The sequence below is a fragment of the Methanobrevibacter cuticularis genome, from assembly GCF_001639285.1.
GTDB lineage: Archaea > Methanobacteriota > Methanobacteria > Methanobacteriales > Methanobacteriaceae > Methanobaculum > Methanobaculum cuticulare.
Window position 1 is genome coordinate 1 of the sequence record NZ_LWMW01000104.1, and the last position, 26,169, is coordinate 26,169.

Genomic DNA, 26,169 nt, shown 5'->3' on the forward strand with positions numbered 1-26,169 from the left:
TATATTCATTTATTTCTCAATCTAAATAATCATAATATATATTTTTTTAATAATAAAATTATTAAAGATTATTTTAGAAATTAAAGATAATAACAACTTATATTCATGAAATAAATTAATATTCCAATAAACCATTGATTAGAATCTTTTCTTTCAGGACTATAACTATATTTGAATTAATTATTAATAGTTATTGGTATTGATTCCCAATCTTCAACTCTAACTTAATAATTAATTCTACATTTTTTGTATTAGCTATTCTTCGTATTTCATTATATAATTTCACATAGTCTATTAATTTGATGTAGTCTAGTAATATATGATAAGCTTAGTAGTTATAATTTAGTAATCTTATCTATTCCTAAAATATTAATTAAAATAAATAGAACAATAGAGAGATTTAAACTCTTAATGTTCTATTAGATAATTTCAAAGTTTAGCTATTAATGATTCATGATTTTATTGTTTCTGAAAGCTATTGAAATTATAATTTTTTAGCTTCTTGAACTAATTTTTGTCCTAACTCAAAGCAATTAACTTTTTCTTTTTCATCTGGTAAGTAATAAATTTCAGATTCATCAATTACTTTAAATCCAGATTCATTTAAACTATTAGCTAACTTTTCAGGAGCTCCTCCTTTTCCTCCCATGGATCCAAAGGTAACAGCTAATCTTTCAATGCCTGTTCTTTGGAATCTAAGTCCTTCTAAATAATATAATAAGTCCCCTACGCTTGGGTATGGAACATCATTTATAGTGGGAGCGCCTAATGCAATAGCTTTACTATCTAGTATACTTTTAACGATTTCGCTTCTTTCATCTTCATGCAAATAGTACATTTCAACTTCATATCCTTCAGCCATTACTCCTTCAGCTATTTCATGAGCCATAGTTTGGGTAGAATAATGCATGGTGTCGTATATGATGGTTACTTTGTCTTTACATTTTCCTGTAGCCCATTCACTATATGCGCCGATTACTTTCATAGGATCAGTCCAGATTTGTCCATGTGAAGGTGCAATCATTTTTATTTGTTCTAGTAAACCAAGTTCAGTCACTTCTTCGAACTTTTTAAGAACTAATTTTGATAGAGGGACAATTAAATTTCCATAGAATTTTTTTGTTGCATCCATAAGAATATATTCTGGAATTTCATGATCAAATCTTTTGGAGAAACATAAATGTTGTCCAAATGCATCATTTGGGAATAAAATTCCATCTTCAGCAAGTAATGTAAACATACTATCTGGCCAATGTAGTAAAAATGCATCTAAAAATGCTAAAGTTTTTCCACCAAGATCTAATGCATCACCAGTTCCAACAGTTCTAAAATCAGATCCTTCAAGTGAAGGATAATGTTTAAGTAATCCTTTAACTGCTATTTCATTACAGTATATAGGTGCTTCTGGGAATCTTTTATGTAAATCTACTAAGGTTCCGCTGTGGTCTTTTTCAATATGGTTTTGGATTAATACATCTACTTTGAAAGGCTTTTTTTCTTGTTGGAATGCATCTTCTAATCTTGCCATTAGTTCTTCAGTTTTTCCAGGATAGGCATTATCAATTAATGCGACTTTATCATCACCAAATACTAAATATGCATTGTATGAAGTCCCATCTAAAGTATATCCATGGTAAGTTCTTAAATCCCAGTCAAGTACACCAATCCAGTATACTCCATCGCCTATTTTCTCTGCTTTCGCTTTCATTTTATGTCTCCTTTTAGTTATTAATTTTTTATACATATCTGTATATAGACTCCATAAATCTTTTGTCCATATACATCTATTTTTCTACATTCATTTAATGTTCCATATCATACTTTTCTTAAAATTTTTTTAAAACTGTTCGTATAATCATGAACATAATATTTTATTTGTTGAAAATCCTATATAAATATTTCTAATTCATTCTCCTTATATTTTTGCAAATTAATTATCATAACATATAACAACTATGATATAATTCAAGTTTCATTCCATACGAATTATATTATTTTTTTATAATAAATCATAATCATTTATTTCTATTGAAAATTATTAATAGTATTCTTTTTTCTTACTTTACTTATATAATAAATGACTTTTATTGTATTTAAATAGATTTTTCGAATATTCCATTTAGAAAAAGATTTATATATAGGTACAAACAAAACAATATATGTTAATTAGTATTTATATATACGAACGATTTCAAGAATAAGTGATTTCATCGTATTTTATGAAAATAACATAGTATTTAATAACTATATAATAGTCATATTATAATTTTTTAATAAAATATTAATAGATTTCAATGTTGACTTATTTTCCACAAAATATATCAATTTATATATAGAATATAATAATATAATATAATAATTAACTTGTTATATTTTCTAATAGGAAAATAATTTAAGAAGATAAATTGTTATATTTTCTAATAGGAAAATAATTTAAGAAGATAAATTGTTATATTTTCTAATAGGAAAATAATTTGGCATGATTTCGCTTTTATGACTTTTTATAGATAAAAATCTATTTATCATTGATTAAAACATTATACTATTAACTGGGTGTATTCAAATGGATATTAAAAAAATTACTGAAATAAAAAAACAAAGACCAATTCAAATATTCTCAAAAGGATATAAAGAAATTGGGGTAGATGTTATAAAAAGTCCTGTTAAGCTCATCATTCTGTCTATGCTAAAAGATAGCGAAATGGAATTTAATGATATAGTTAAAAACACAGGAAAATCTAAATCAACAGTCTCAGTTCATCTAAAATCTTTAAGAGAAAATGGAATAATATCTTTTAAATTTGATCCGGATGATAATAGAAAAAAAATATTCTATATAAATTCTCGATTTTTAGGTGAGGTTGAACCTCCTGAACCTTTGGTACTTAAAGAACAGACAATAGAATTTTTGTTAGATAATATTATAAATAAAGGACCAAATGAAGAATTTAACTTCACACTATTATTGTTCCATACATTTAGATCAACTTTAATTCAGGAAGGAATCAATATAAATCCTATTTTATACGAAGCAGGTCAACGTATAGGATTAGCTTTGTATGATAAACTTAAAGATGATGATACCAATGCATTCCTAGAAAACTTAGTTGAATTTTGGGAAAAATACGGCTTAGGTAAACTTAGTTTTGAAGTAGGGGATATGATTAAAATAACATCAGAAGATTGCTTTGAATGTGGATTACTCCCTAAAACAGGGAAGCCTTCATGTTTAATAGATACAGGAATACTTGAATCTTTCATGTCTTCTCATTTAAAAAAGGAGGTTAATGTAATCGAAACTCAATGTTTCGCAATGGGAGATGAACAGTGCGTATTCGAAGTAGATCATGTAGAATAAAGAACTATTTTTATTTTAGAACAATCTTAGTAAATATTTTATTTATTAATGCAACTCTAAATAAGTAATTAAATCTTATTATTTAAAGTTATATTTTTAAATGTATATTTTATTTATTTTTTAAACACTATATTTACTAATATAATTCCAAAGATTAATTATTTTTATTATATCTTTTTTATTTTAAAAAATCATTTTATTTATTATTTTATTTATTAAGAACTTTTAAAATTTTAATAGTTATTTATTTTATTTAACTAGGGTTATTTTTATTTTGTTTATTTTATTTAATTAGGTTATTTTTATTTTGTTTATTTTATTTAACTAGGGTTATTTTTATTTTGTTTATTTTATTTAACTAGGGTTATTTTTATTTTGTTTATTCTATTTATGCTGTTACTCTTAGCTAATATTTAATTACTAACTATTTTTTTAATTTAACGATAGTAGTTGTTAGATAAGATTTACTATTAGGAAATCCCTCAGTTATTTTTTCATTTTCCATAGTGCAATTTTCAACTGAGATAATTTCTTTTTTTCCTTCTTCTTCATGTATCATATTCTCTAATTCTTCTGTATTTCTAGAAGTTTTCATCAATACAAAATTATCTCCTTCTTTAAGTAGAGAATTCATTCTATGATCAATTTTAGGAATAATCACTAATATTTCATCTTTTTCTACTAATGGCTTAGTCATGCTTGATGCACAGGCTGTAAATGAGTTGATTCCCGGAATCATTTCTATTTCATAGTCATTTTCTAACCTTGTTTGAATATATGTGAATGTACTGTAAATTGAAGGGTCTCCAAGTGTTATAAAAGCTACATCTTTTCCTTTATTTAAATGAGTAGCTATAATTTCTGAAGCTTCATCCCAATGTTTTTCTAACATTTTTTCATTTTCGGTCATTGGAAAAACAGGTTCTAAAATTTTTAAATTTTCATCTTCCTTTCTATTTTTAATTATAGGGCTTATAATAGAAAGAGCTATACTTTTTTTTCCAGGAGCTGAACGTGGAGAACAAATAATTGGAATTTTTTCTAACAATTTAGCTGCTTTTAGTGTTATAAGTTCACTATCTCCAGGACCTACACCTATTCCAATCAATTTTCCTTTTAATTTTCTCAAGAAATCACCTAAAATTATTTTATTAGCTATATAATTTTATTAGAACATTATTTCTTCAGTAAATGTTTATTACTATTCATTCTATTTATTAATATTAATATTCTTTTTTAATAGCTATTTTTCATAGAATGAAAAATAATTTTAATAAAATATTATTTTTCACATACACTATCTATCATTTATTTATAGCATCATCACTAATATATTTACAATGTCAAATTCTCTTTTTTGTTCTAAATGTGGAATGATGAAAAATAGCTGTATCTGCAAAAATTCTAATTCATTGAATAAAAATTCTAATGTTTCATCAACAAAAACACCAAAAATTACAGAATCAGCGGAAATACCTGATAGCTATTCTATATCAGATCATTCCTTACCAAAAAATATCATTAATCAGATGAAAAAAGGATTTCCGAACATTGATGATCAAATAATTGAAAATTTTCCTTTTGAAAATCCAAGAGAGGGACAACTTGAAATTATTTCAGATATCAATGAAGCTATTGAAGATGGATTTAAATATATAATCCTTGAAGCTGGAACTGGAACTGGAAAATCAGGAATAGCTACTACCTTATCACGTATGTATGAATCAGCTTATATTCTTACCATGACAAAACAATTACAATCACAATATGCTAATGAGTTTGGATTTCCACTGGTTAAAGGAAGAGGAAATTTTTATTGCCTTCAAGATGATTTAGACTCAACTTGTGATATTGGGACATGTAAAACAACTCCTAGTTCAAAAAATTTCTTTTGTCCTTATGGTGTAGGTAAAAATCCAACATTAGGTGCTACAGAAGCATTTGAAGACTCATTTGGAGGCCCAATATTTTTTCAATCAGATGAACATTGTCATTACTGGCAGCAAAAGGCTAACTCCATAAATTCTCCAATTACTTTGATGAATTATGATTATGCAATTCTTGAATTGAATTATGTTAAACATTTCGCTCCTAGAAATTTACTTATTCTTGATGAAGCCCATAATATTGAAAATAAGCTGATGAGGAGTATGGAGCTTAATTTATATAACAAAAGCCTTCAAAATGATATTAAAAAATCTATTACTCCTAATATTGTCAAACAAGGAGATATTAAGGATTGGATAATGGAAGTTGATGCAATTAAAGATGCGTATAATGATATAGACATAAAAGATCTTCCTAAAAATAAAGCTGAAAGAATTAATTCAACGACTAGAAGATTAAAACAACTAAAAGAAAATCTAGAAAAAGAACCTAAAAATTGGGTAATCGATCCAAATGAGGCAGGAGTTTCCTTTAAGCCCCTTAGAGTTCATCAATATGCCAAGGACTATCTTTTTAAACATGGCGAAGTCTGTCTATTTTTAAGTGCAACTATACTTTCACATAAAATGTTTTCAAAATGGCTAGGCTTAAAACCACAAGAGGTATATCATATCAAAGCTGATAGTCCATTTCCACCAGCTAAACGTCCAATTGAATTGAAAATAGCTGGAAAGATGTCAGCCAATAGAGTCAAGTACACAGCTCCAAAAACTCTTCCTATATTAGAAGAAATCTTAAAACGTCATAAAAATGACAAAGGATTGATTCATACAAATAGCTATAAATGTCAAGAATATATAACTAAAAAAATGCCTAGTGGCAGACTAATTTCTCATAATTCTTTAAACAGAGAGCGTGTATTAGATCATTTTGAAAAAAGTAAGGATCCTTTAGTTTTAGCTAGTCCCTCTATGAGTGAAGGAGTAGATCTTCCTTATGATAAATGCAGATTTCAAGTGATTTATAAGGTTCCTTTCCCTTATCTTGGAGATAAACAAGTAAATATGAGAAAAAAGAGAGATCAACGTTGGTATGCATACAAAACTGTAATGACATTAATGCAAGCATATGGAAGAGGAATGCGAGCTGAAGACGATTCTTGTTATACCTATATTTTAGATGGTGACATTAGAATGTTGTTTAAGAGTCCTATGTATAAATCATTGGTACCAGAATTCTTTAAAGAAGCTATTATTGAAAGGGACTGATTTCCTTAGTTATTAACTAGATTATTTCATAATTTTCACAAGCTCAAAAAAAAAAAATTTAGATGGCGTGTGAATAAAAATGAAATTTTCAGAAACAGATATGAAATTAATACACCTTATACAAAGAAGAAACTTATCTAAGCAAAGAATAAGACATTATAACCTTGTTTTTAAAGAAATACATGAATTAACTGCTAAAACACCCTATGAATTAATAGTTGAAGCTAAAAAAGAAGAACAACCGTTCAATGATGAAAATGGAAATCCACAGATATTAGACATATCTGAACGAAAAGTTAGCTTGTATCAATTCATGTATAATAATTTTTGGAGGATAAAAATAATAGTGAAAGTACTAAGAAAGGTAAATTATGGGTATTTCGTGCTCTTTTTAATGAATATTAAGTGAAAATGCCTAGGATGTTAAAGTATAACCCTCTAATTGCAAGAACAAGGATTAGAGATATTCATTTCTGGAATGATGTTAAAAAAGGTTTAGATTTTTGTGAAGAAGTTAGAGATAAAGCTTTTATTTCTTTTATAGTCACTTCTGGCATGCGTGTAAGTGATGTTGTGAAATTAACGATTGAAGATTTTCTTGATGCAAGTTCTATTTATAATCATGATTATGACTTAGATGAGATATTATCTAAAAATCCCTATAATATTGTTCCTTGTTATGATTTTTTTCCTGTTAAGACTAAGAAGGATGGTAATTTATGTATCACATTTAATAGTGGTGAATGTACTTATTTTATTTTTAAATGTAGAAGAAATATAACCAATGTAGTCGTTAAAACTGATAAATACACAGAATTAGATGTTATAAGCATTTTTACTGGTCATACACCTCCAAACATGTCTAATCCAGAGGTTTATGATGCTGTTGATAGTGAAGATAGTTTTGATAGCTATCTAAGAAAAAATTACGAAGCTTTGATTCCTTATTTAACAATCAATAAAAAAGAAAACATAGTCAATGAAGATAATAAAAATTTAGAAAGTGAAATAATGAAAATTAAAGAGTCTGTTGATATTTTGTTGAGTAATAAAAATCAATTGGTCTCTAAATCTTAACTTCTTTCTTTTTTTCATTTTTAATAGATTAAAAGTTATTAAATAATTTTAATTAGTTGAATAATAGTTTTTAATTTAAATTTGAGTTTTTAAAAGTATTAAATGAATAAAGTAGTTAGTATTATTTAAAGTCGAATTTTTAATGATATAATATATACTCAGTAAATTATATATGACAATACTTCTTCTGATGATGGTTCTGAGCCTTCTTCTTCTAATATATACTCAGTAAATTATATATGGTAGTACTTCCTATATTTGCTAATAGGAAAAAATCTTTATTCTCTTATTATGGTGATAATTTTTATCTTTGATAAAATATTTATCAATTTCAATTTAGTTTATATGTTGTAATGTCATTTTTCTATTGAATCAAATTGCTTTTTTTTGATGATGTTATGATTATGATAAAAAAATCGAAAAGTATATAATAAATATCAAATAAAAGGTATTATTATAGAGAGTCTTTGCTTTTTAATTATCATAATACATTGAATAATCAAAATGATTTCTCAATGTTATTTTATAATATAAAACATATCTGGTGATAAACATGGTAAAATTATATAACTACAAAGCAAAAGTAACTAAAGTAATTGATGGTGACACAATCGACTGTGACATTGATTTAGGATTTAATGTACATATATTCGAAAGATTCCGATTGGATGGAATCGATACTCCAGAATTAACTGGAGCAGATAAAGAAAAAGGTAAAGAAGCTAAAAACATTGTCACAAAAGAGTTACTTAATAAAGAAATAGCTATTGAAACAGATAAACCCTTAAAAACAGACAAATATGGTAGATGGGTAGCAACAGTCTATCTTGATGGTGTTAATTATAATGAAACACTATTAGAAAGAGGTTTAGCTAAAAAATATGGTTCATAATATTTATCAAGTAACTCTTTTATAACAATATTTTTAGCTAACTCTTTTTTTAATTATTATATCTTTTTTTTTATCTTCTATATAGGGCTTTAATTTCTTTATTTCTATCTTATTTTTCTTTTTAGTTTTATTTTATCTTAAAATAATACTTATTCATTTTTGCAATGTTTTAAAAATATTTTTAAACTAATTTACTAATTTTAGTTAGTTGATTTGGGATATTTAATTTATATTTAAGCTATTATAAATATTAAATGAATATTAGAAGCTTTAAATTAGGAAATAAAGACGGAACGACACTAAGAAAAGAAAAGTAGACAAAAAAATTATTTTTGATGAACTAATTATCATTTTCAATTAGTTTATATATTTAATGGTTTCGAATATAATTATTATCTGGATATTGTTTATGCAATCAATATGTGGACATTTTTTGAAGATGCTGGCAAAACATGGATTTCATGATTATTTTGTTTTTAGAATATTTATAACCTTAATTGCAGATGTGAATTTTTAGTGAAAAAATTCCTAAGTAAATCCTAACCTTAAATGTTGAATGTGAATTTTTAGTGAAAAAATTCCTAACCAAATCCTAACCAACCAACTTTTTTTTATTGATGATTGTCTGTGGAATTTTTTACTTGTTTTTTCCACATTGGTCATCAACTATCATTACATTAAAAAGAGCTTTAAAAATAGAATATATATTATTAAATTGTTAAAAAGAATAAAAAAGCGGACCTGAGGGGATTTGAACCCCTGCCCTATGGATCCGAAGTCCATCGTCATATTCCAGGCTAGACCACAGGCCCTTAAAGATAAAAATCTAATATTAAATTGTAAAGTGATTAAAATTCTATTAAAATCATTTATAGAACTGAATATTTAATTTTATGTATTTAATTAGTAAAAATATTTTAAAATTTTTTTACTAATATAGATATTATATAATAAAGTACTACTTTTGTTAATTTAGCTTAAATAATTTTTCATATGATACATCATGAAAAAATAAAAAATCAGAACTTCCAGTTTTGATTTTCAAAAAATTGATTTGTACTTAAACAATTAACTCCTAATTCATTGCAAACAAAAGGAATTCTCATTTCACTCCTTTGATTTTCTTGAGTAATTACAGTATAATCATTATGTAGTCCTACACATATTAAAATTGGGTCAGCTAATGATTCTCCATCACACCATAATGTATCATAAACTTTAAAACATTCTAATTCTTTTAAGTTGTCCATTTCTTCATTAGTTGCCTCAATGAAAAAATTCCCAGTCATGTCGTGAAAAGTTGTCCAGAAAATCCGATCTTCTGTTGATAATTCAGCTTGGACTTCTTTAAGTGAAATTAATTCTTTATTCAATTTCATATCTTTAATATTATCCCATAAACTTATAAAAACATTAGTAGGATAATTTCGTTTTAAATTTATCAAAGAATCTGTATCAATAATAAAACACATTTAAATCACTTGAATAATTAAAAAATTTCATCATATAAAGAATCTATTGAATCAATAGGTAAATTTAAGTATCTTTTAAATTCTGTAGGACCTATTACCTCATTTTCATAAGCAGAGACAATGAATCTTGAAAATGGCTGTCCATCATATTTTTTAACTTTTTTGACTGGAGACATGCCCCCACCTTTACTATTTTTAAGCCTTTCCTTTTCTTTATCTTTCAATATAGCACCATGTTCTTTCAATGCATTTATAGTTGAATTTTTGAAATTTTTCGATGTTTTGCCTAATTTATATAATTGTATAATCACTGTTTGCTTACTCACACCATAAATATGGGATAATGCTCCTAATTGTCTTGATGTCCATTCTTCACTTTCATGATTTTTAACTGATTGATTTTTAGATATTTTTGCATTTTTAAGAGACTCAAGAGGAATTAAAACTTCAGAAGCAATTTGGTTACATAAAAATTCTTTTTTATTATCTATATCAACATCACATATAGTGCTTACACCCATCATTAAATGACCTAATTCGTGAATTAAAGTAAAAATTCTCCTATTAGGTTTGTTTTTTCCATTTAATAAAATTATAGGACATTTATCATAATATAGAGATAATCCACTCATTTCATTTTCTGAAACATTTTCAGTTTCAAAAATTAATATGCCTAACTCTGAAATTGCTTCTTTCCATTCATATAAAAATTTTGAATGTAAATAATCCTTATTTCCACTATCATTTTCAATCCATTCTGATTGTTTTTCAAGAGAAACCCTTAATAAGTTTCTAATAGCTTTATCAAAGTGTTGTACTGTTTCTTTATTATAATTAGCCTCATTTTTAATCACATTTTTAGAAAAATCTTTTATTTTCATGTTCATTTCATTATGAATATTTATATATGCAGTTCTGCGAAACTTAGCTTTATTAATTTCTAAATTTAAAGCTGAACTAAATTCAGTAATTTTATCATCTGAACGGAACTCTATAATATCAATTTCATCGATTTTTGGAGGCTCTGATCTCAAATAAAATACTGGAGGTCTCTTATATTTTTTAGCTAAATTCCTTAAATCTTTCCAGGTAGGCTTTAAATTACCATTTTCCCATAAAGGAGCATTATTAAGAGACTTCGGTAAATCTTCAAACTCGAACCCTGCATTTTTTCTAGCCCATTTAATCATAGCAGGATTAACATTAACTCTATAGCTCATTTTATCCCATTTATTAAAAATTTATTAGTTATTATTATATTGTACTTGTATTTATATTAAATTTTTCCATATCTAATTTACATTATAAAAGAAAGATTCTAAAAATTATGAGATTAAAAAGATGATTTTTATATATGACTATTAATAAGAGATTATGTATATAAAATCCTATAAAATTATATATAATTATTATCTATATATATTTACTGAAGTAAAATTAATAATACTTTTTCATTTAAATATATGTCAAAAATGATGTATAATTAGTGAGTTTTTGAAGTAGTTCGGATCCTCAGATCAGGGGTTCAAATCCCCTCAGGCCCGCTTATTTTTTTTAAATAATTAAAAATTAACTATTGTTTTTTTATAAATTGATTATTACATATTTTATCTCTTAAATTCATTTAGTAGGTTTATTTATCCTTAATCTGTTAGTTTTTCTTTTATTTCTAATCCTTTTTTCAATACTTCATTTACTATTTCGGCCTGTGCAGTATTTTCGTTACTAGCTTTTAATTTTAATTCTTTTAATATTGATAGTTGTTTTTACTATTGCAGTTGCCATATTCTATATACTTCCGTAAGTATTGTTATTATTATAATCTATTATTATTTATCATTTTTTTAATAATTTACATTGTTTTTTAGAATTTTTTGTTAATTATTGGTGTTATTTTTATTTTTATAAGTTATATTAATAGATAATGAAATAAGATAATAATTAATAATATCTAAATAATAATTAATAATACTAATTAATAATATCGATCTGATTAAAATATTAATTTTATTATAGAAATTCTATAACTGATATTAATTATTATTAATTGGTGCATATTTATTAAGGATATGTTTGAATTTTAATAATAAGTCAAGGGGATAATTTATTATGTTTGAGTTTTAATAATAATTTAAAGGGATAATAGAATAGGAGTAGTGAGAATGTTAACAAAAAGGATAATTCCGTGCTTGGATTGTGATTTACAAGTTCCAGAGGGACGTGTTGTTAAAGGAATAGAGTTTAAACAGATTAAATATGCTGGAAATCCTGTGGAACTGGCTAACAAGTATTATGAAGATGGGGCGGATGAAATAGTCCTTTTAGATATTACTGCTTCAAGAGATAAAAGAGCTACCATGAAGAATGTTGTGGAATCTGTGACAGAAAATGTATTCATACCTATATGTATAGGTGGTGGAATTAGGAAAGTTGATGACTATGTTAACATGCTTAAAGCTGGGGCAGATAAATGTTCTATTAATACAGCAGCTATTCAAAATCCTGAACTTATTACTGAAGCTGCTGAGGTAGTTGGGACACAAGCCTGTGTAGTTGGGATTGATGCAAAAAGGAGATATGTCAATGAAGAATCAGAAGCCTCAGATAAAAACATTATAGAAACTAAAGATGGTCTTTGTTGGTTTGATTGCAGTATATATGGAGGAAACCAATTTACAGGAATAGATGCAATTGATTGGGCGAAAGAATGTCAAAATAGAGGGGCTGGAGAAATTCTTCTAACCTCTATGGATAGAGATGGGACTGAAATTGGTTATGATCTTGAACTTACTAAAGCTATTAATAATGAAACAGACATTCCTGTAATAGCTTCTGGAGGAGTTGGAAATCCTGAACATATTCTTGAAGCGTTTGAAATAGCTGATGCAAGTGCAGCCTTAGCAGCTAGTATCTTCCACTTTAATGAATATCCTGTTCCTGTAGTTAAAAAGTATTTAAATGAAAAAGGAGTCAATGTGAGGATATAATCTATGAGGATATAAACCTTAAAATTGATGGTTAAGATATGGCAAGGAACTATTGAATTAAATCTTAAATTATTTAAATTTCATTCATTAAATTTTAAAAATACAAATTTTAAAAAGTTTAAAAGTGATCTAACTATGAAAAATATTCTATTTGACCTAAAACTTACTCAAGAATCAGGACAAACATCTCAGCCACCATGGCAAGAAATAGCTAATTGTGTAAATGGCTATTGTGATGTTATGACGCTAGATAATACTCCAATATTGTTAAAAGTTTATCAAAAAAGTATTAATGAATTAAATATAGACTATGAGCTTCCAATATCTAATAAATCTCTGGAAATAAATAAAAAATTGATAGAAAAAGAAATAACTAGAATATATGATCTTAATTTTGATTTAAATAAACTATATAATCATATGGCTGAAGATTCTAAGCTCAGCCCAGCTATTGATTTTTGTAAAGGTCTTAGACTTTTTTTAGCTAAAGATCCTTTTGAATGTATTATTTCTTCGATATCTTCAGCTAATAATTCAATAGCTAGATGGACTAAATCAATAACTAAAATTCGTCAAAAGTGGGGAGAAGATGTTAAATTTTCTTCAGGAACTTTTTATACTTTTCCTTCACCTTCTGTTCTTATGAATATTTATGAAGATAATTTTGAAGAATATGAAGCTTGTAATAGAACTATTGAAACTGAATATTGTATTAATAATCTTAAATCTTGTGGAGTAGGTTATAGGGCTCCTTATATGATGAAAACAAGCGAACTTTTTGAATTTGAAATGGATTTGTTTGAAATTCCAAAAATGAGTTATGAAGAAGCATTTGACTTAATATTGAATCTTCCAGGAGTTGGACCAAAAGTAGCTGATTGTATCCTTCTATATGGATTCGGATTTAAAGAAGCTTTTCCTTCTGATGTCTGGATAAAAAGAATAATATCTCACCTATACTTCAATGGAGAGGATATATCAGTTCCTAAAGTTCGTGAGTTTGGAATGGAAAAATTTGGAGATTATGCAGGATATGTGCAATTGTATTTATTCCATTATGCTCGTAAATCTGGATTAATGAAAAAATTGAAATAATTATTACAATCTTGGATAAAATTCAATTTTTTAATGAATAAAAAAGAGAATAAAAAATAAATTTGTTATTTAAATTTCTTTTGATATAATTAATTTTTAATATATTTTTAATGAATAATAAGAATAATAATTGAGGTTTTTTAATGAATAATAAGAATAATAATTGAGGTTTTTTAATGAATAATAAGAATAATAATTGAGGTTTTTTAATGAATAATAAGAATAATAATTGAGGTTACTAATAAAGTAATGTTAGAGGATTTAACCTGTAACAGTTACTTTTGTCATTTTATCTCCTGGTTTTATGGAGTTTACAGTATCCATTCCATTTATTACTTTTCCAAAGACAGTATGAACACCATCTAAATGAGGTTGAGGAGAATGAGTTATAAAAAACTGACTTCCTCCAGTGTCTTTACCTGCATGAGCCATTGAAAGAGCACCAGTGCCATGTTTATTATCGTTTATTTCACATTTTATTTGATATCCAGGACCACCTGTTCCATTACCTTTTGGACATCCACCTTGGATAACAAAATCCTCAAGAACTCTGTGAAAAGTTAATCCATCATAAAATCCTTCTTTAGCTAACTTCTCAAAATTAGCCACAGTATTAGGAGCATCTTTTTCAAATAATTCTAATTCTATATTTCCTTTTTCAGTTTCAATAATAGCTTTCTTCATAAATATCACCTTAAAGTTTCAGTAATTAATAGATTGATTTTAGTTATATATTTAATTTATGTATATTATGATTATTATTAATTTATTTTTAATTTTTTATTATTTTTCGAAATTGCTATTATAATTAATTATTTCAATTTATTCTTCTTTTATTTTTAATTATTTATTATCTTTCTAAATAGCTATTTTGATATTATTATTAAAATTCTTCAAAAATTAAAATAGTAAGTATATAAATGATTATAAACAAAATTATTTTATTCAATATTTGAATATTAAGATTTGCTATCATTAGCTATTTTTAGATTTTTTTAAAACTTCTTAACGATTAAAGGTTTTAATTTATTAATTATTAATTTAAGGAGAAATAAACATGAATAATAAGGAAATAATTGATTCATATCCACAGTATATAATGAATACTTATGGGCGACAACCAATAGCTTTATCCCATGGAAAAGGAACTAAAGTATGGGATGTAAATGGAAAAGAATATTTAGATCTATTTGCAGGATTTGCTGTAAATAACATTGGACATTCTCATCCAAGAGTGGCTGAAGCAATAGCTAAACAAGGAAAAATTATGATTCATTGTTCTAATGCATATTATACTGAGGAACAATTGAAATTAGCTAAACTTCTAACTGAAATCTCTTCTCATGATAAGGTATTTTTTGGAAATAGTGGTGCTGAAGCTAATGAAGCAGCTATAAAACTAGCTCGAAAATATACTGGTAAAGGAGAAATAATAGCTACTGAAAATTCTTTTCATGGGCGGACATTAGCCACAGTTACAGCAACAGGTCAGGATAAATATAAATTACCATTTAAACCACTCCCCCCTGGATTTAAACACGTTTCTTATGGCGATTCTGATGCAATAGCTGATGCTATAGGTGATAAAACAGCAGCTGTAATGCTTGAGCCTATTCAAGGTGAAGGTGGAGTCAGAATCCCTTCAATTGAATATTTAAAAGAAGTTGAAACTATATGTAGGGATAAAGGAGTACTTTTGATTATTGATGAAGTTCAAACAGGTTTTGGTAGATGTGGGGTCATGTTCGCCTCTGAAATATCAGATGTAAAACCAGATATAACTACTACGGCTAAAGCAATAGCTGGAGGATTTCCTATGGGTGCGATGCTGGTCACTGGTGATGTAGCTACTGGATTTGAACCAGGAGATCACGGATCTACTTTTGGTGGAAGTCCACTTGCCTGTTCTGCAGCCATAGCTTCAATTAATGTGATAATAGATGAAAAGTTAGTTGAAAATTCAAAGACAATTGGAAAATATTTTAAAAATGGGCTAAATAAATTAAAAGATAAATATGACTTCATTGTAGATGTTCGTGGTCATGGATTAATGTTAGGTCTTGAATTATCCATGGAAGGGGCAAAAATTGTGGATGACCTTCGAGAAAAAGGATTTTTAATCAACTGCACTGCAGAAAAAGTTTTACGTTTTGTTCCACCATTGATTTTGACAAAAGAAGAGATTAATACATTTTTAATAGCTTTAGATGAAACATTTTCTAATATTTAATATTTTAGATTATCTATAAGCATATTGTGGTGAAACAAATTAATTTTTATCTATATTAGTTTTATCTATATTAGTTTTTATCTATATTAGTTTTTATCTATATTAGTTTTTATTTCTATTTTAAGAAGCAGTGTATATTTCCATTTCAATAGAATCAAAATTAGCTATAGATAGTAACTATTCAATTGTCATTTGTTTCTTTTTTTAGATATGACTTTTATAATTTCTTTTCCCTTTTCTGTAGTTTTGTATAATCTTCCTTTTTTAGTTTCTTCATTCATACACTCTACAAGTTCTTCTTTCTTTAATTCTTTAAGTGCTTTACTTACATGATTAATTCTTATATTTGTCTCTTTAGCTATTTCTGAAGGCATTTTTAATTCCTTATCAATGCTTAGTAATACATTAGTTCTATATTTTGATACTTTCACATATGCTATTGATTTTATAAGTTCCTTTCTCATAATATAGAATTATTACTAGTTTATATATTTGTTAGTATATTATAATACTATTTTTAATATATTTTTAATATATTTTAATTACTATATTACTATAATATCAATTTTAATGATATACTACAATTACTATTCTTACAAAATGGTTTAATGTAATATTAATAGCTATTTTAATACTTTACTTTTCCATACTACATTATTATATTTTGATATAATTTTTAATATTTTTTTAGTATAATTTAAATACTAGTTTAGTACAATATTAAAATTAAGTATTATGTATTCTAATTATACTTAATATTTAATATTGAAAATATAATTTGAAATTTATTAAATAACGTTATTGTATTGGGGGTATAATAACTAAATTGAGGATAATTGATCAGAAGATTATTATTCAATTATCCTCCTAATTTTTAGAGATTTCAGTCAACCATTCAGAAAAAGAATATGCAAATATTCATGTACATCGTTTATTACATGTTTTCGATCTTTATAGATAAAAGGCATTATTAATAATTTTATTTTATGGTGAAAATAAGTATTTATAATTCATAATTTTTTTCAATTAATAGCTTTTTAAACCAACCTGATAAATTTAATTCTTTAATTTCGTCCATATTTGCCCATTTCCAGTCAATATGTTCGTCACTTATCTTAAATTCACCAGATATAAATTCAACATTCATGACTAGAGCTACTGTTCTTTTATGTGGAAAATCTTCTTGAACAGCTCCTATCGAATCAGCTATTTTTATTTTTAAATTTGTTTCCTCCTTAAATTCCCTAATCAATGCTTTATCAAAGTTTTCTCCAGGGTCTACTTTACCTCCTACCAGCTCCCAACGATTAGGATTTGTTCTGGAGTTAGGATGTCTTTTTAAAATTAGAATTTTGTTTTGTCTTTTTAATAGTCCTCGCATTGTTAATCCATATGGAATATCCATCAAATCACCCTTTAATTTCATTCTCTTTTAAATTGTCTTTAAACAAAAAACCCTATAAATTTATAAGTCATTAGAAATAAACAGTTTTATTCAGATGTTAGAACTAGTCATTTGTTCATTAAGATTACCAAGTATAATATAGGTTTCATAAGATATAAACCTTTATAAAATAGAAATAACAATATTAATAAATGGTAAGAGGCATATGTCTTCATAGCTATCTAATAAGCTAGCTACTTACTTTTTATTTTTATCAATATTTAACTAATATCTTCCAATAGCATTTTATCATTTTTTTATTACTTTTGTCCTTTTTTATTACTTTATTAAGAAATTACACCTTTTTAAGGGAATTTTTCTATTTTCATATAAATATTTTATCTGAAACTTTTTTTATTATTATTTTTATCATAATTTGATATTTATGGTGATTTATAATCTTTTATCATTATTATTCTATAATTTTATATAATAAAAAATAGATATATTTAATGTTAACTTATTTTTTATTTTCATGGAGGAGCAAAATGGATTTAAATCTAAAAATAAACGAGAAAGATCATGTTGATATTGGTGGTGCTGATGCTAATGATCTTGTTGAGGAGTATGGAACTCCTTTATATGTAATTGATGAGAAAAGAATCAGAGATAATTATAACAGAGTATTCAGTGCTTTCACTAAGTATTATAATGATTTTAAAATACTTTATGCATGTAAAGCTAACACTAATTTGTCTGTAATGAGAATTCTTGAGCAAGAAGGTAGTTATATTGACGCAGTTTCTCCTGGTGAAGTTTACACTTCTATTGAAGCAGGATTTTCTCCAGATAGGATATTGTTCACTGGTAACAATGTCACTAATGAAGAACTATCATATGTTGATGAAACAGGTGTTCTGATAAATCTGGATTCTATTTCTCAGCTTAAACGTTTGTCTAAATTAGTAGACCCTGAAGAATACAAGATATCATTTAGAGTTAATCCAATGGTTGGAGCAGGACACCATGAGCATTGTATCACTGGTGGTGTAATGAGTAAATTTGGTATCATGGAAAGTGAAGCTGCCGAAGTTTATAAAATGGCTAAAAATATGGGATTTAATCCTGTAGGTATGCATACTCATATAGGTTCTGGAATATTGGATCCTGAACCATTTAAATTGGCTACTGAAACTTTAATGAACATAGCTGGAGATGTAGCTCAAAATGCAGATGTAGATTTCGAATTCTTAGATCTTGGTGGGGGCCTTGGAATCCCATACGAACCTCAAGAAAATATCCTTGACATCAATAAATTTGCAAATGAGATTACAGGAATATTTAAAGGTAAATTAGACGAATATGGTATGGGTAAACCATCTATGTACATTGAACCTGGAAGATATCTTGTTGGAGACGCTGCTTATTTATTAACTAAAGTTAATACCGTAAAACAAAGTTATAGAAAATTTGTTGGTGTTGATGCAGGTTTTAACACTCTTCTTAGGCCTTCAATGTATGGTTCTTATCATCATATAGTGGTAGCTAATAAAGCAAATGAAGAAGCAATTGAAGAAATAGATGTAGCAGGTAATATTTGTGAATCTGGAGATCTATTTGCAAGAGATAGGCCACTTCCAAAGATAGAAGAAGGAGATCTCTTAGCTATTATGAATGCTGGTGCATATGCATTTTCAATGTCTTCTCAGTATAATTCAAGACCCAGAACAGCCGAAATTTTAGTTAATAATGGTGATTCTGAAATTATAAGGGAAAGAGAGACTTTCAATGATTTATTTAATAAACAAATAATTCCAGAAAGATTGAAAAAATAGCTAAAGTGTGTATGATTTAATTAGGGTTTAGTTAGAGTTTTATTTAGGGTTTATTTAGTATTTATTTAGATTCTACTTAGGGTTTATTTAGTATTTATTTAGATTCTACTTAGGGTTTATTTAGTATTTATTTAGATTCTACTTAGGGTTTATTTAGTATTTATTTAGATTCTACTTAGGGTTTATTTAGTATTTATTTAGATTCTACTTAGGCTTATTTTACATAATTAATATAAATTTAAAGGATTAAAATTTTATAAATGTAGGTTTATGAGAATGAATTTAGAAGGACTAAAATTTTCAAAAATGCATGGTCTTGGGAATGATTATGTTGTTATTGATGAAAGTAAAGAAGAACTAATAGCTGAAAATGAAAAAACAGATTTTTCCATTGAGGTTTGCACAAAAGGATTTTCTATAGGTGCAGATGGTGTCATATTTATAACTCCTTCTTCTGGTGAAGGAGAAGAAAAGGGAGACATACGTTTTAGAATTTTCAATGCAGATGGTAGTGAAGCTGAGATGTGTGGAAATGGAATTAGGTGCTTTTCTAAGTTTATCTATGATTATAACATCATAAAAAAAGATATTATTAAAGTTGAAACTCTCGGTGGAATTAAAACTGTAGAAATTACAGCTGAAAATGGATTATCTAAGCTATTCCGAGTGGATATGGGATTATCAACTTTTAAAACAAAAAATATCCCAATGATAGCTGAAGTAGATGAATTTTTGGAAAAAGATCTAATAGTCAATGGTGAGGCAATAGCTATGACAACAGTTAATGTTGGAAATCCTCATGCAGTTATTTTCACTGAAAATACTGAAGATATTGATTTAGATAATTATGGTCCAGCTATTGAAAACCATGAGGCATTTCCAGAGAGAATAAATGTTCACTTTGTTGAGATAATTTCTAAAAATGAGATTGTAATGCTAACATGGGAAAGAGGAGCAGGTTATACTCATGCTTGTGGAACTGGAGCTACTTCCTGTGTATTAGCTGGAAATAAATTAGGAGTTTTAGATAACAAAGTTTTAGTTCATCTTCCTGGAGGAGATCTAGAAATAGAAGTCTATGAAAAGGAAAATGAGTTAGGAGCATTCATGAAAGGAGATGCTAAATTAGTTTTCAATGGAGAAATGATTTAATTTTTTTTTAAAATTATTATCCTTTTTTTTAAAATTATTATCCTTTTTTTTAAAATTATTATCTATTTTTATAATTCATTTGTTTTTATCATTAAAAATCATTTCGTGTACATGAAAATCATTTCTTTTATAGCACTAGAAATTAAATTTTAAAATAATAATTTTAGTAGAGATATCTTTTATAGCACTAGAAATTAAATTTGAAAATAATAATTTTAGTAGAGATATCTAAAATATATTTAATAATTTAATAACTATATAATTAAATTATCTAAAATATATATCTAAATATATCTTTATATATTTTTAATATTCCCAATTTTTAATTTTATCGTTATATTTTTCAGATTAATATTTTTTAATAATATTAATCATAACTCATTTAATTATTTCTAACCACTTTTATATCGTCACCTATCTAAAACACCTGTTATCAATACTATCTCTTCAAAGAAAAATCTTTCTTTAGCTGTTATTTCTGTTTTAAATCCAAGTTCTCTTAATTTAGAAATAGTTTCTTCTATGTTAGATAAAGAAGACTGAATCAGTTGCACTTTTCCTCCCTCATTTAAGTAACTTTTCACTTCATTTAAGAAAGGATTTATAACTTTTCTTCCATCTAATCCACCGTCAAATGCATAATTTAAATTGTCTTCTAAAATTTCACATTCCTCAGTTGGTAGATATGGGAGATTAAATAGAATTACATCAAATTTCATATTTTGCACTGGTTCAAATAGATCTCCAAATAGAAGAGTGATATTTCCTACATCATTAGCCTTAATGTTTTTTTCAGCTAATTCTAATGCATCAAAATTAATATCAGTAGCTATTACTTTTTTAGCTAATTTAGAAGCGGAAATAGCTATTATTCCAGTCCCAGTCCCTATTTCTAAGACAATATCATCAGGTTCTATAATAAGATTTTCAGATAGAAGAAAACTGTCATCAGAGGGTTCATATACGTTATTATTTGTTTCAATTTCAAACTCTCCCATTTTCATGCATATTTCTCCTTTTTAAGTTCTTATTTGATAGTTTAATTCATATTTTGGTTTTATTGGTGTTTTTTAGTTATTTTTTTATTTTCTTAATAATTATTTTTTATTTTTATTATTTAATTCTTATTATCTAACAATTGCCTTTAAGATTTTAGTTAAGGATAAGATTTCTTTGGGAGCCATAGTTATAGTTCTTCTACTTAAAAAAGCTTCTAAATCTGGTTCTACTTTAACAAGATTATTTAATAAACTTTTTAATTCTTTTTTGTCAGAATATCCAATTTCATGGCGAGAATCAATCAATGCATTTCTAATTTTCTTGTTTTTATGTTGAAATAATGCTTTGCATATTTTTTTGTATTGATTGTTTATGATATCTAAATCAATAGGTATGTTCTTTGGAGTGAGTTTGATGACAGTGGAATCTATTTTTGGTTTTGGAATAAATGATTCTGGAGATACATCATCTAAAAATTCGAAATTTCCTTTAAAATATAACATAGCACTTAATCTTGAATAGTCTTTAGTATTTAGTTTAACTTTCATTCGTCTAGCAAATTCTTTTTGATACATTAAAATAGCTAAATCAAAATCATATTCTAAAAATTTAAAAGTTATTGGGGAAGAAATTTGATAAGGAAGATTAGATATTATTTTATTGAATTTTGGGAAGTCTATTTTTACTGCATCCCCATGAATTAATTCTACATTTTGAATATTTTCATTATCTAATCTTTTTTTTAAAATATTAAAAATATTTAGATCTTGTTCAATAGCTATTACTTTTTTAGCCTTTTTAGCTAATTCTATAGTTAGTGTCCCTATTCCTGGACCAATTTCAAGAACAATGTCATCTTTATTCAATTCTCCAAAACTAATGATTTTTTTTCTTTTAAAATCATCGATAAGATAGTTTTGTCCTAATTTTTTATTAAGATGAATACCATTTTCTTGAAGAATCTCTTTTGTTTCTTTAGCTAAGGAATAGCTATTTGTAACAAATTTCAAAAAATCACTTTAAATATTTTCTTTTATTAATAAAAATCAGTATGAATAATTTTAACTTAAGCTAATGATATTATAATTAATAATAGTATAATTACTACTAGTGTAATTAATATTATTACAAATAATTAATTATAAGAATTTATAGGAATAATATTATACTATAAGAACTTATAATAATAATAATAATCTAATTATAATAATTTATAGGAATAATATAATTGTTATCTTTCAATCACTAATATTGTAATTATTATTGTTAGAAATAATTAATTATAAGAATAGTAATAAAATCAATTTAACAAAAATTTGAATAAATCATAGAGTTTAAACTTAATAATTGATTTAAGTTTAAACTATTAGATAAAAGCTTTAAACTTTATATTTTAAGTATATGCATTGTTTAAATAGATAACTAGATATTTTACTAGTTTAATCTCTTCTTCTATTTCTTTGGTTTCTAGGATGTCGAGAATCTGATCTTCTTCTTTGACCTTGAGTAAAAATTCTGTATTTATTTTTTCCTCTTTTTTCTTGTGTTGTATCTAATTCTTGTCTAATTCGTTTTGCTAGAGTGTTTACAGGATCTGATAATAATGGGACTCTTTCTTTTATGTCTGCAAAGCTATCAAATGGTTTTTCTTCCCTAGCCTTAATGATATCCCACATAAGCTTTTTACCAATTCCTGGTAATAGCTCTAATTTGTTCAAACGTGTACTCAATGGACCTGCTTCATTGAAAAATTGAACATATTTATTTTCATGGGCTATGATTATTTCGCTAATGACATAATCAATTTCAACTCTACTTGTTGCAGTTAAATTTTCAAAATCAAGTTTACCTTTAACTCTATTGATTTTATCTCTTTTTCCTGCACCTATATAAACATTTTCATGAATTTCTAAATTACTATCCTCTTTTGGGGTTAATTCCAATAAAGTGAAATTTTCAGTCCCAATAGCCTGAGCAATAGGCTTTCTTTTAAAAGTAGACATATTTTCATTCACATAACCTAAGGGCAAATAGTCTAATATAACTGCATTGTCTTCCATTTAATCACAACATAAAGTAAAATTTTTTAACAATCTTATATGCAATAGATAGTTTCATTAATAATATATTATTTTATTTGTTTATCTTATTTTTTTCTTATTATTTATTAGTAGTATCTATTCTAATACATATAATATTTGTTTTATAGCTACTTTCTAAAATATGTCAAAAATAATATTTTCTAGATTTAAGAAATCATTTCTGATTTTTATGATTATTCAATTAGTAAAAATAGCTAAAAAACAAGTAATTTCTTCAAATAATGATCTAAACTATATTAATTTATATTTTCATAATTTTTAAATGATTTTTGATTAATATTTTTGAGGATGTAAAAAATTGGGGGTTTTTAGATTTTTTCATGATTTTTTTCATGAAATTGTGTTCTGTTTTAGAGTTGGAATTTCATTTTGATGAGTTTTTCATAGATAATGTATATTTTATTTCGTGAAAAACTTGTTAATATTTCGTTAAATTTGTATAATAGGTGTGGATAATGATTATGGTATGAAAATAAAATTAATTGCCATTGATATTAATATATGTTCTATAGATTATAATCTTTTCGATTTTTTTTTGAGCTATTGTGTCTTGGTGTTTTTGTGGAGCAGTGGCTTATTAGTCTGTAGTTAGATTCTGATGAGTATTCTTTTTTTTGGGGATTGGTGTAATTATTTAAATATCGGTATAACACTTTTTTTGTCTTCTTTTTAAGTATATATTAAATGGTAGGATTATTGCTATTGTGCTGTAGTATATTATTATTCTTTATAATAGAAGAATAGATGGAAATTCCGATGAGGGATTAGATAGCTTATTTTTATGAAAAAGATAATTTTATGCGTTTAATTTTTGTATGAATAGTTTTGAGTTCTTTAAATGTTTAGGGGGGGGGGGGGTAATCTATGAAATTAGTTCTGGTTTGTGGTTTCTTTTTGTTTTTGTATTGAAGTGTGTAGAAGGGATATCTTTATATATGGGTAATTACTATAGGTATGTTTGTCCAGTAATTAAAAGTTAATAGTTTAATAGTATACTAATTGTTTTTTCATGAACTAACAAGTTTTTTTCATTGTTTCATGAATCAATAACTTTAGTAGAATTATTAAATATTTTTTATATTAATAAGCTGGCAATTGTAATGAACATTAATTTAAGAAAAAACATGGTTCGATATATAAAAAAAAGTAACAATTTAATGTTCAAAAAAGAGGTGAAAGATATTATGAGTAAAAATAAAAAAATAATAAAAAGGGAGTGTCTCATAAGTCACTTTTCTAGAAATTTTCATGAAATCACTTTCCATAAAAATCATTTAAATATTAGATAGTTGATAAAATATGTATTAATAGCTATAATAAATTAATTGTTTTATTTAATTTAATTTTTAAAGAAATTTATATTATTTTAAGTTTAATTTATAGATTTTTTAAATATTATTTTTAATAAATAAAATAATATAGGTAGTTATATAATACTTAAAGATTTTAAATGAGGAATATTTTTATTAAATTTTTTAAAAGTCTTACTTATGAGACACTATCAAAAAATTGATTTAGTGATTATTCGCTATTTTTTAACTTACAATTATTAATAATATATAAAATAATGAAAAAAGGAGATGAGAAAATAAAAAATTATAAAAAAACAATGCTAAAAACGAGCATACTAATAGCTACTATTTTATTACTAGCTATTAGCTTAAACTCTGGCTTTGCAACTACTGTAAACATTGATAATTCAACAGATGTTGGAGGAATCAAAGAAGGACTAATCAATTCAACAGATACTACAGGTAATATCATAAATTTAGCTATTGGAAACTACACAGGAGATAACAATACAAACTTAGCTATTGACAAAAATGTAACAATACAAGGAAACGGACCTACTGATAAGATAGTAATCGACGCACAAGGACGAAATATCAGAATATTCACCATAGGCAATAATGTGAATGTGACTTTCATAAATATAACATTCACAAATGGAAATGTTACAGGGGATGGTGGAGCAATATACAATAACCACGCTACAACAACGATGACTTTCATCAACTGCACATTCACAAACAACACCGCAAGTGGTTATGGTGGTGTTATCTACAATAGTGGTGTTAATATGAGTGTTAGTGGTTCTAATTTCATTAACAACACTGTAGGTAATCGGGCTGGTGCTATCTACAATTTTGGTACTAATGTGAGCGTTAGTGGTTCTAGTTTCATTAACAACACTGCAATTCGAGGTGGTGCTATCTACAATTTTGGTGCTAATATGAGTGTTAGTAGTTCTAATTTCACTAATAACACTGGCACTAGTTATGGTGGTGCTATCTACGATAATGGTGGTGTTAATATGAGTGTTAGTGGTTCTAGTTTCATTAACAACACTGCAAGTGGTGGTGGTGCTATCTACACTACTGGTGGTACTAGTGCTAATATGGGTGTTAGTGGTTCTAGTTTCATTAACAAC

The 26,169-nt window shown here is 26.0% G+C and carries 21 protein-coding genes, 1 tRNA gene and 1 pseudogene; 12 read left to right on the forward strand and 11 right to left on the reverse strand.

Going from position 1 to position 26,169, the window contains the following annotated elements; genetic code table 11:
- Positions 1 to 484: 484 nt before the first annotated feature.
- Positions 485 to 1,708, reverse strand: a complete 1,224-nt coding sequence (locus MBCUT_RS05925; protein ID WP_067259766.1) for an FprA family A-type flavoprotein — start codon at positions 1,706 to 1,708, stop codon at positions 485 to 487.
- A gap of 855 nt (positions 1,709 to 2,563) precedes the next feature.
- On the opposite strand from MBCUT_RS05925, the gene MBCUT_RS05930 reads away from it, so the two are divergent.
- The gene (locus MBCUT_RS05930; RefSeq protein ID WP_245634957.1) at positions 2,564 to 3,358 is read left to right on the forward strand and encodes a V4R domain-containing protein; all 795 of its coding nucleotides are present in this window, start codon (positions 2,564 to 2,566) and stop codon (positions 3,356 to 3,358) included.
- A 424-nt stretch (positions 3,359 to 3,782) separates the two neighbouring features.
- Here the strand turns inward: MBCUT_RS05930 and cobI are convergent, their stop codons facing one another.
- The gene (gene cobI, locus MBCUT_RS05935) at positions 3,783 to 4,487 is read right to left on the reverse strand and encodes a precorrin-2 C(20)-methyltransferase (RefSeq protein ID WP_067259767.1); all 705 of its coding nucleotides are present in this window, start codon (positions 4,485 to 4,487) and stop codon (positions 3,783 to 3,785) included.
- Between the two features lie 211 nt (positions 4,488 to 4,698).
- On the opposite strand from cobI, the gene MBCUT_RS05940 reads away from it, so the two are divergent.
- The 4 genes from MBCUT_RS05940 (at position 4,699) to MBCUT_RS05955 (ending at position 8,482) form a co-directional block, all read left to right on the forward strand.
- Positions 4,699 to 6,513 carry a helicase C-terminal domain-containing protein gene (locus MBCUT_RS05940; protein ID WP_067259768.1) on the forward strand — a complete coding sequence of 605 codons (1,815 nt, stop codon included), beginning with the start codon at positions 4,699 to 4,701 and terminating at the stop codon, positions 6,511 to 6,513.
- Between the two features lie 100 nt (positions 6,514 to 6,613).
- Positions 6,614 to 6,922: a hypothetical protein gene (locus MBCUT_RS05945; RefSeq protein WP_157082507.1), complete on the forward strand. Its 309-nt coding sequence runs from the start codon at positions 6,614 to 6,616 to the stop codon at positions 6,920 to 6,922.
- 11 nt (positions 6,923 to 6,933) lie between these two features.
- On the forward strand, positions 6,934 to 7,590 hold the full coding sequence (locus MBCUT_RS05950; protein WP_067259770.1) for a tyrosine-type recombinase/integrase: 657 nt from the start codon (positions 6,934 to 6,936) through the stop codon (positions 7,588 to 7,590).
- Between the two features lie 553 nt (positions 7,591 to 8,143).
- Positions 8,144 to 8,482 (forward strand): thermonuclease family protein, encoded by a 339-nt coding sequence (locus MBCUT_RS05955; RefSeq protein WP_067259771.1) that lies wholly within the window; start codon positions 8,144 to 8,146, stop codon positions 8,480 to 8,482.
- 736 nt (positions 8,483 to 9,218) lie between these two features.
- Here MBCUT_RS05955 and MBCUT_RS05960 read toward each other — a convergent pair.
- The 3 genes from MBCUT_RS05960 to MBCUT_RS05970 form a co-directional block, all read right to left on the reverse strand.
- A tRNA-Arg gene (locus MBCUT_RS05960) sits at positions 9,219 to 9,294 on the reverse strand.
- 207 nt (positions 9,295 to 9,501) lie between these two features.
- Entirely contained in the window at positions 9,502 to 9,954 is a 453-nt protein-coding gene (locus MBCUT_RS05965; RefSeq protein WP_067259772.1) for a DUF4411 family protein, read from the reverse strand.
- A gap of 17 nt (positions 9,955 to 9,971) precedes the next feature.
- Entirely contained in the window at positions 9,972 to 11,174 is a 1,203-nt protein-coding gene (locus tag MBCUT_RS05970) for an ImmA/IrrE family metallo-endopeptidase (RefSeq protein WP_067259773.1), read from the reverse strand.
- A gap of 942 nt (positions 11,175 to 12,116) precedes the next feature.
- Here MBCUT_RS05970 and hisF point away from each other — a divergent pair.
- The gene (gene hisF, locus MBCUT_RS05975; protein ID WP_067259774.1) at positions 12,117 to 12,941 is read left to right on the forward strand and encodes an imidazole glycerol phosphate synthase subunit HisF; all 825 of its coding nucleotides are present in this window, start codon (positions 12,117 to 12,119) and stop codon (positions 12,939 to 12,941) included.
- Positions 12,942 to 13,076: 135 nt separating this feature from the next.
- A complete protein-coding gene (locus MBCUT_RS05980; protein ID WP_067259785.1) occupies positions 13,077 to 14,036 on the forward strand; it encodes a DNA glycosylase in 960 nt (319 codons plus the stop codon).
- A 261-nt stretch (positions 14,037 to 14,297) separates the two neighbouring features.
- Here MBCUT_RS05980 and MBCUT_RS05985 read toward each other — a convergent pair whose 3' ends face one another.
- On the reverse strand, positions 14,298 to 14,720 hold the full coding sequence (locus MBCUT_RS05985; protein ID WP_067259775.1) for a peptidylprolyl isomerase: 423 nt from the start codon (positions 14,718 to 14,720) through the stop codon (positions 14,298 to 14,300).
- Between the two features lie 373 nt (positions 14,721 to 15,093).
- Here MBCUT_RS05985 and MBCUT_RS05990 point away from each other — a divergent pair, with 373 nt between their 5' ends.
- Positions 15,094 to 16,266 (forward strand): acetylornithine transaminase, encoded by a 1,173-nt coding sequence (locus tag MBCUT_RS05990; protein ID WP_067259776.1) that lies wholly within the window; start codon positions 15,094 to 15,096, stop codon positions 16,264 to 16,266.
- 188 nt (positions 16,267 to 16,454) lie between these two features.
- Here the strand turns inward: MBCUT_RS05990 and MBCUT_RS05995 are convergent, their stop codons facing one another.
- Together MBCUT_RS05995 and MBCUT_RS06000 are read right to left on the reverse strand one after the other, a co-directional pair.
- Positions 16,455 to 16,697 (reverse strand): winged helix-turn-helix domain-containing protein, encoded by a 243-nt coding sequence (locus MBCUT_RS05995; protein ID WP_245634958.1) that lies wholly within the window; start codon positions 16,695 to 16,697, stop codon positions 16,455 to 16,457.
- Between the two features lie 572 nt (positions 16,698 to 17,269).
- Positions 17,270 to 17,671: an NUDIX hydrolase gene (locus tag MBCUT_RS06000; protein ID WP_067259778.1), complete on the reverse strand. Its 402-nt coding sequence runs from the start codon at positions 17,669 to 17,671 to the stop codon at positions 17,270 to 17,272.
- A 527-nt stretch (positions 17,672 to 18,198) separates the two neighbouring features.
- On the opposite strand from MBCUT_RS06000, the gene lysA reads away from it, so the two are divergent.
- Both lysA and dapF read left to right on the forward strand, forming a co-directional pair.
- Entirely contained in the window at positions 18,199 to 19,485 is a 1,287-nt protein-coding gene (gene lysA, locus MBCUT_RS06005) for a diaminopimelate decarboxylase (RefSeq protein WP_067259779.1), read from the forward strand.
- A 276-nt stretch (positions 19,486 to 19,761) separates the two neighbouring features.
- Positions 19,762 to 20,637 carry a diaminopimelate epimerase gene (gene dapF / locus MBCUT_RS06010; RefSeq protein ID WP_157082509.1) on the forward strand — a complete coding sequence of 292 codons (876 nt, stop codon included), beginning with the start codon at positions 19,762 to 19,764 and terminating at the stop codon, positions 20,635 to 20,637.
- Between the two features lie 410 nt (positions 20,638 to 21,047).
- On the opposite strand, the gene MBCUT_RS06015 is transcribed toward dapF, so the two are convergent.
- From MBCUT_RS06015 to MBCUT_RS06025, 3 genes are all read right to left on the reverse strand, one after another.
- A complete protein-coding gene (locus MBCUT_RS06015) occupies positions 21,048 to 21,635 on the reverse strand; it encodes a HemK2/MTQ2 family protein methyltransferase (protein ID WP_067259786.1) in 588 nt (195 codons plus the stop codon).
- 129 nt (positions 21,636 to 21,764) lie between these two features.
- Positions 21,765 to 22,646, reverse strand: a complete 882-nt coding sequence (rsmA, locus tag MBCUT_RS06020; RefSeq protein WP_067259781.1) for a 16S rRNA (adenine(1518)-N(6)/adenine(1519)-N(6))-dimethyltransferase RsmA — start codon at positions 22,644 to 22,646, stop codon at positions 21,765 to 21,767.
- 429 nt (positions 22,647 to 23,075) lie between these two features.
- Entirely contained in the window at positions 23,076 to 23,696 is a 621-nt protein-coding gene (locus MBCUT_RS06025) for a DUF655 domain-containing protein (RefSeq protein WP_067259782.1), read from the reverse strand.
- A gap of 857 nt (positions 23,697 to 24,553) precedes the next feature.
- Between MBCUT_RS06025 and MBCUT_RS10890 the strand changes: the two genes are divergently transcribed.
- Together MBCUT_RS10890 and MBCUT_RS06035 are read left to right on the forward strand one after the other, a co-directional pair.
- Positions 24,554 to 24,718, forward strand: coding sequence for a hypothetical protein (locus MBCUT_RS10890; RefSeq protein WP_157082510.1), 165 nt, complete (start codon positions 24,554 to 24,556; stop codon positions 24,716 to 24,718).
- Positions 24,719 to 25,305: 587 nt separating this feature from the next.
- Positions 25,306 to 26,169 (forward strand): annotated as a pseudogene (locus MBCUT_RS06035) (hypothetical protein); the annotation flags it as partial.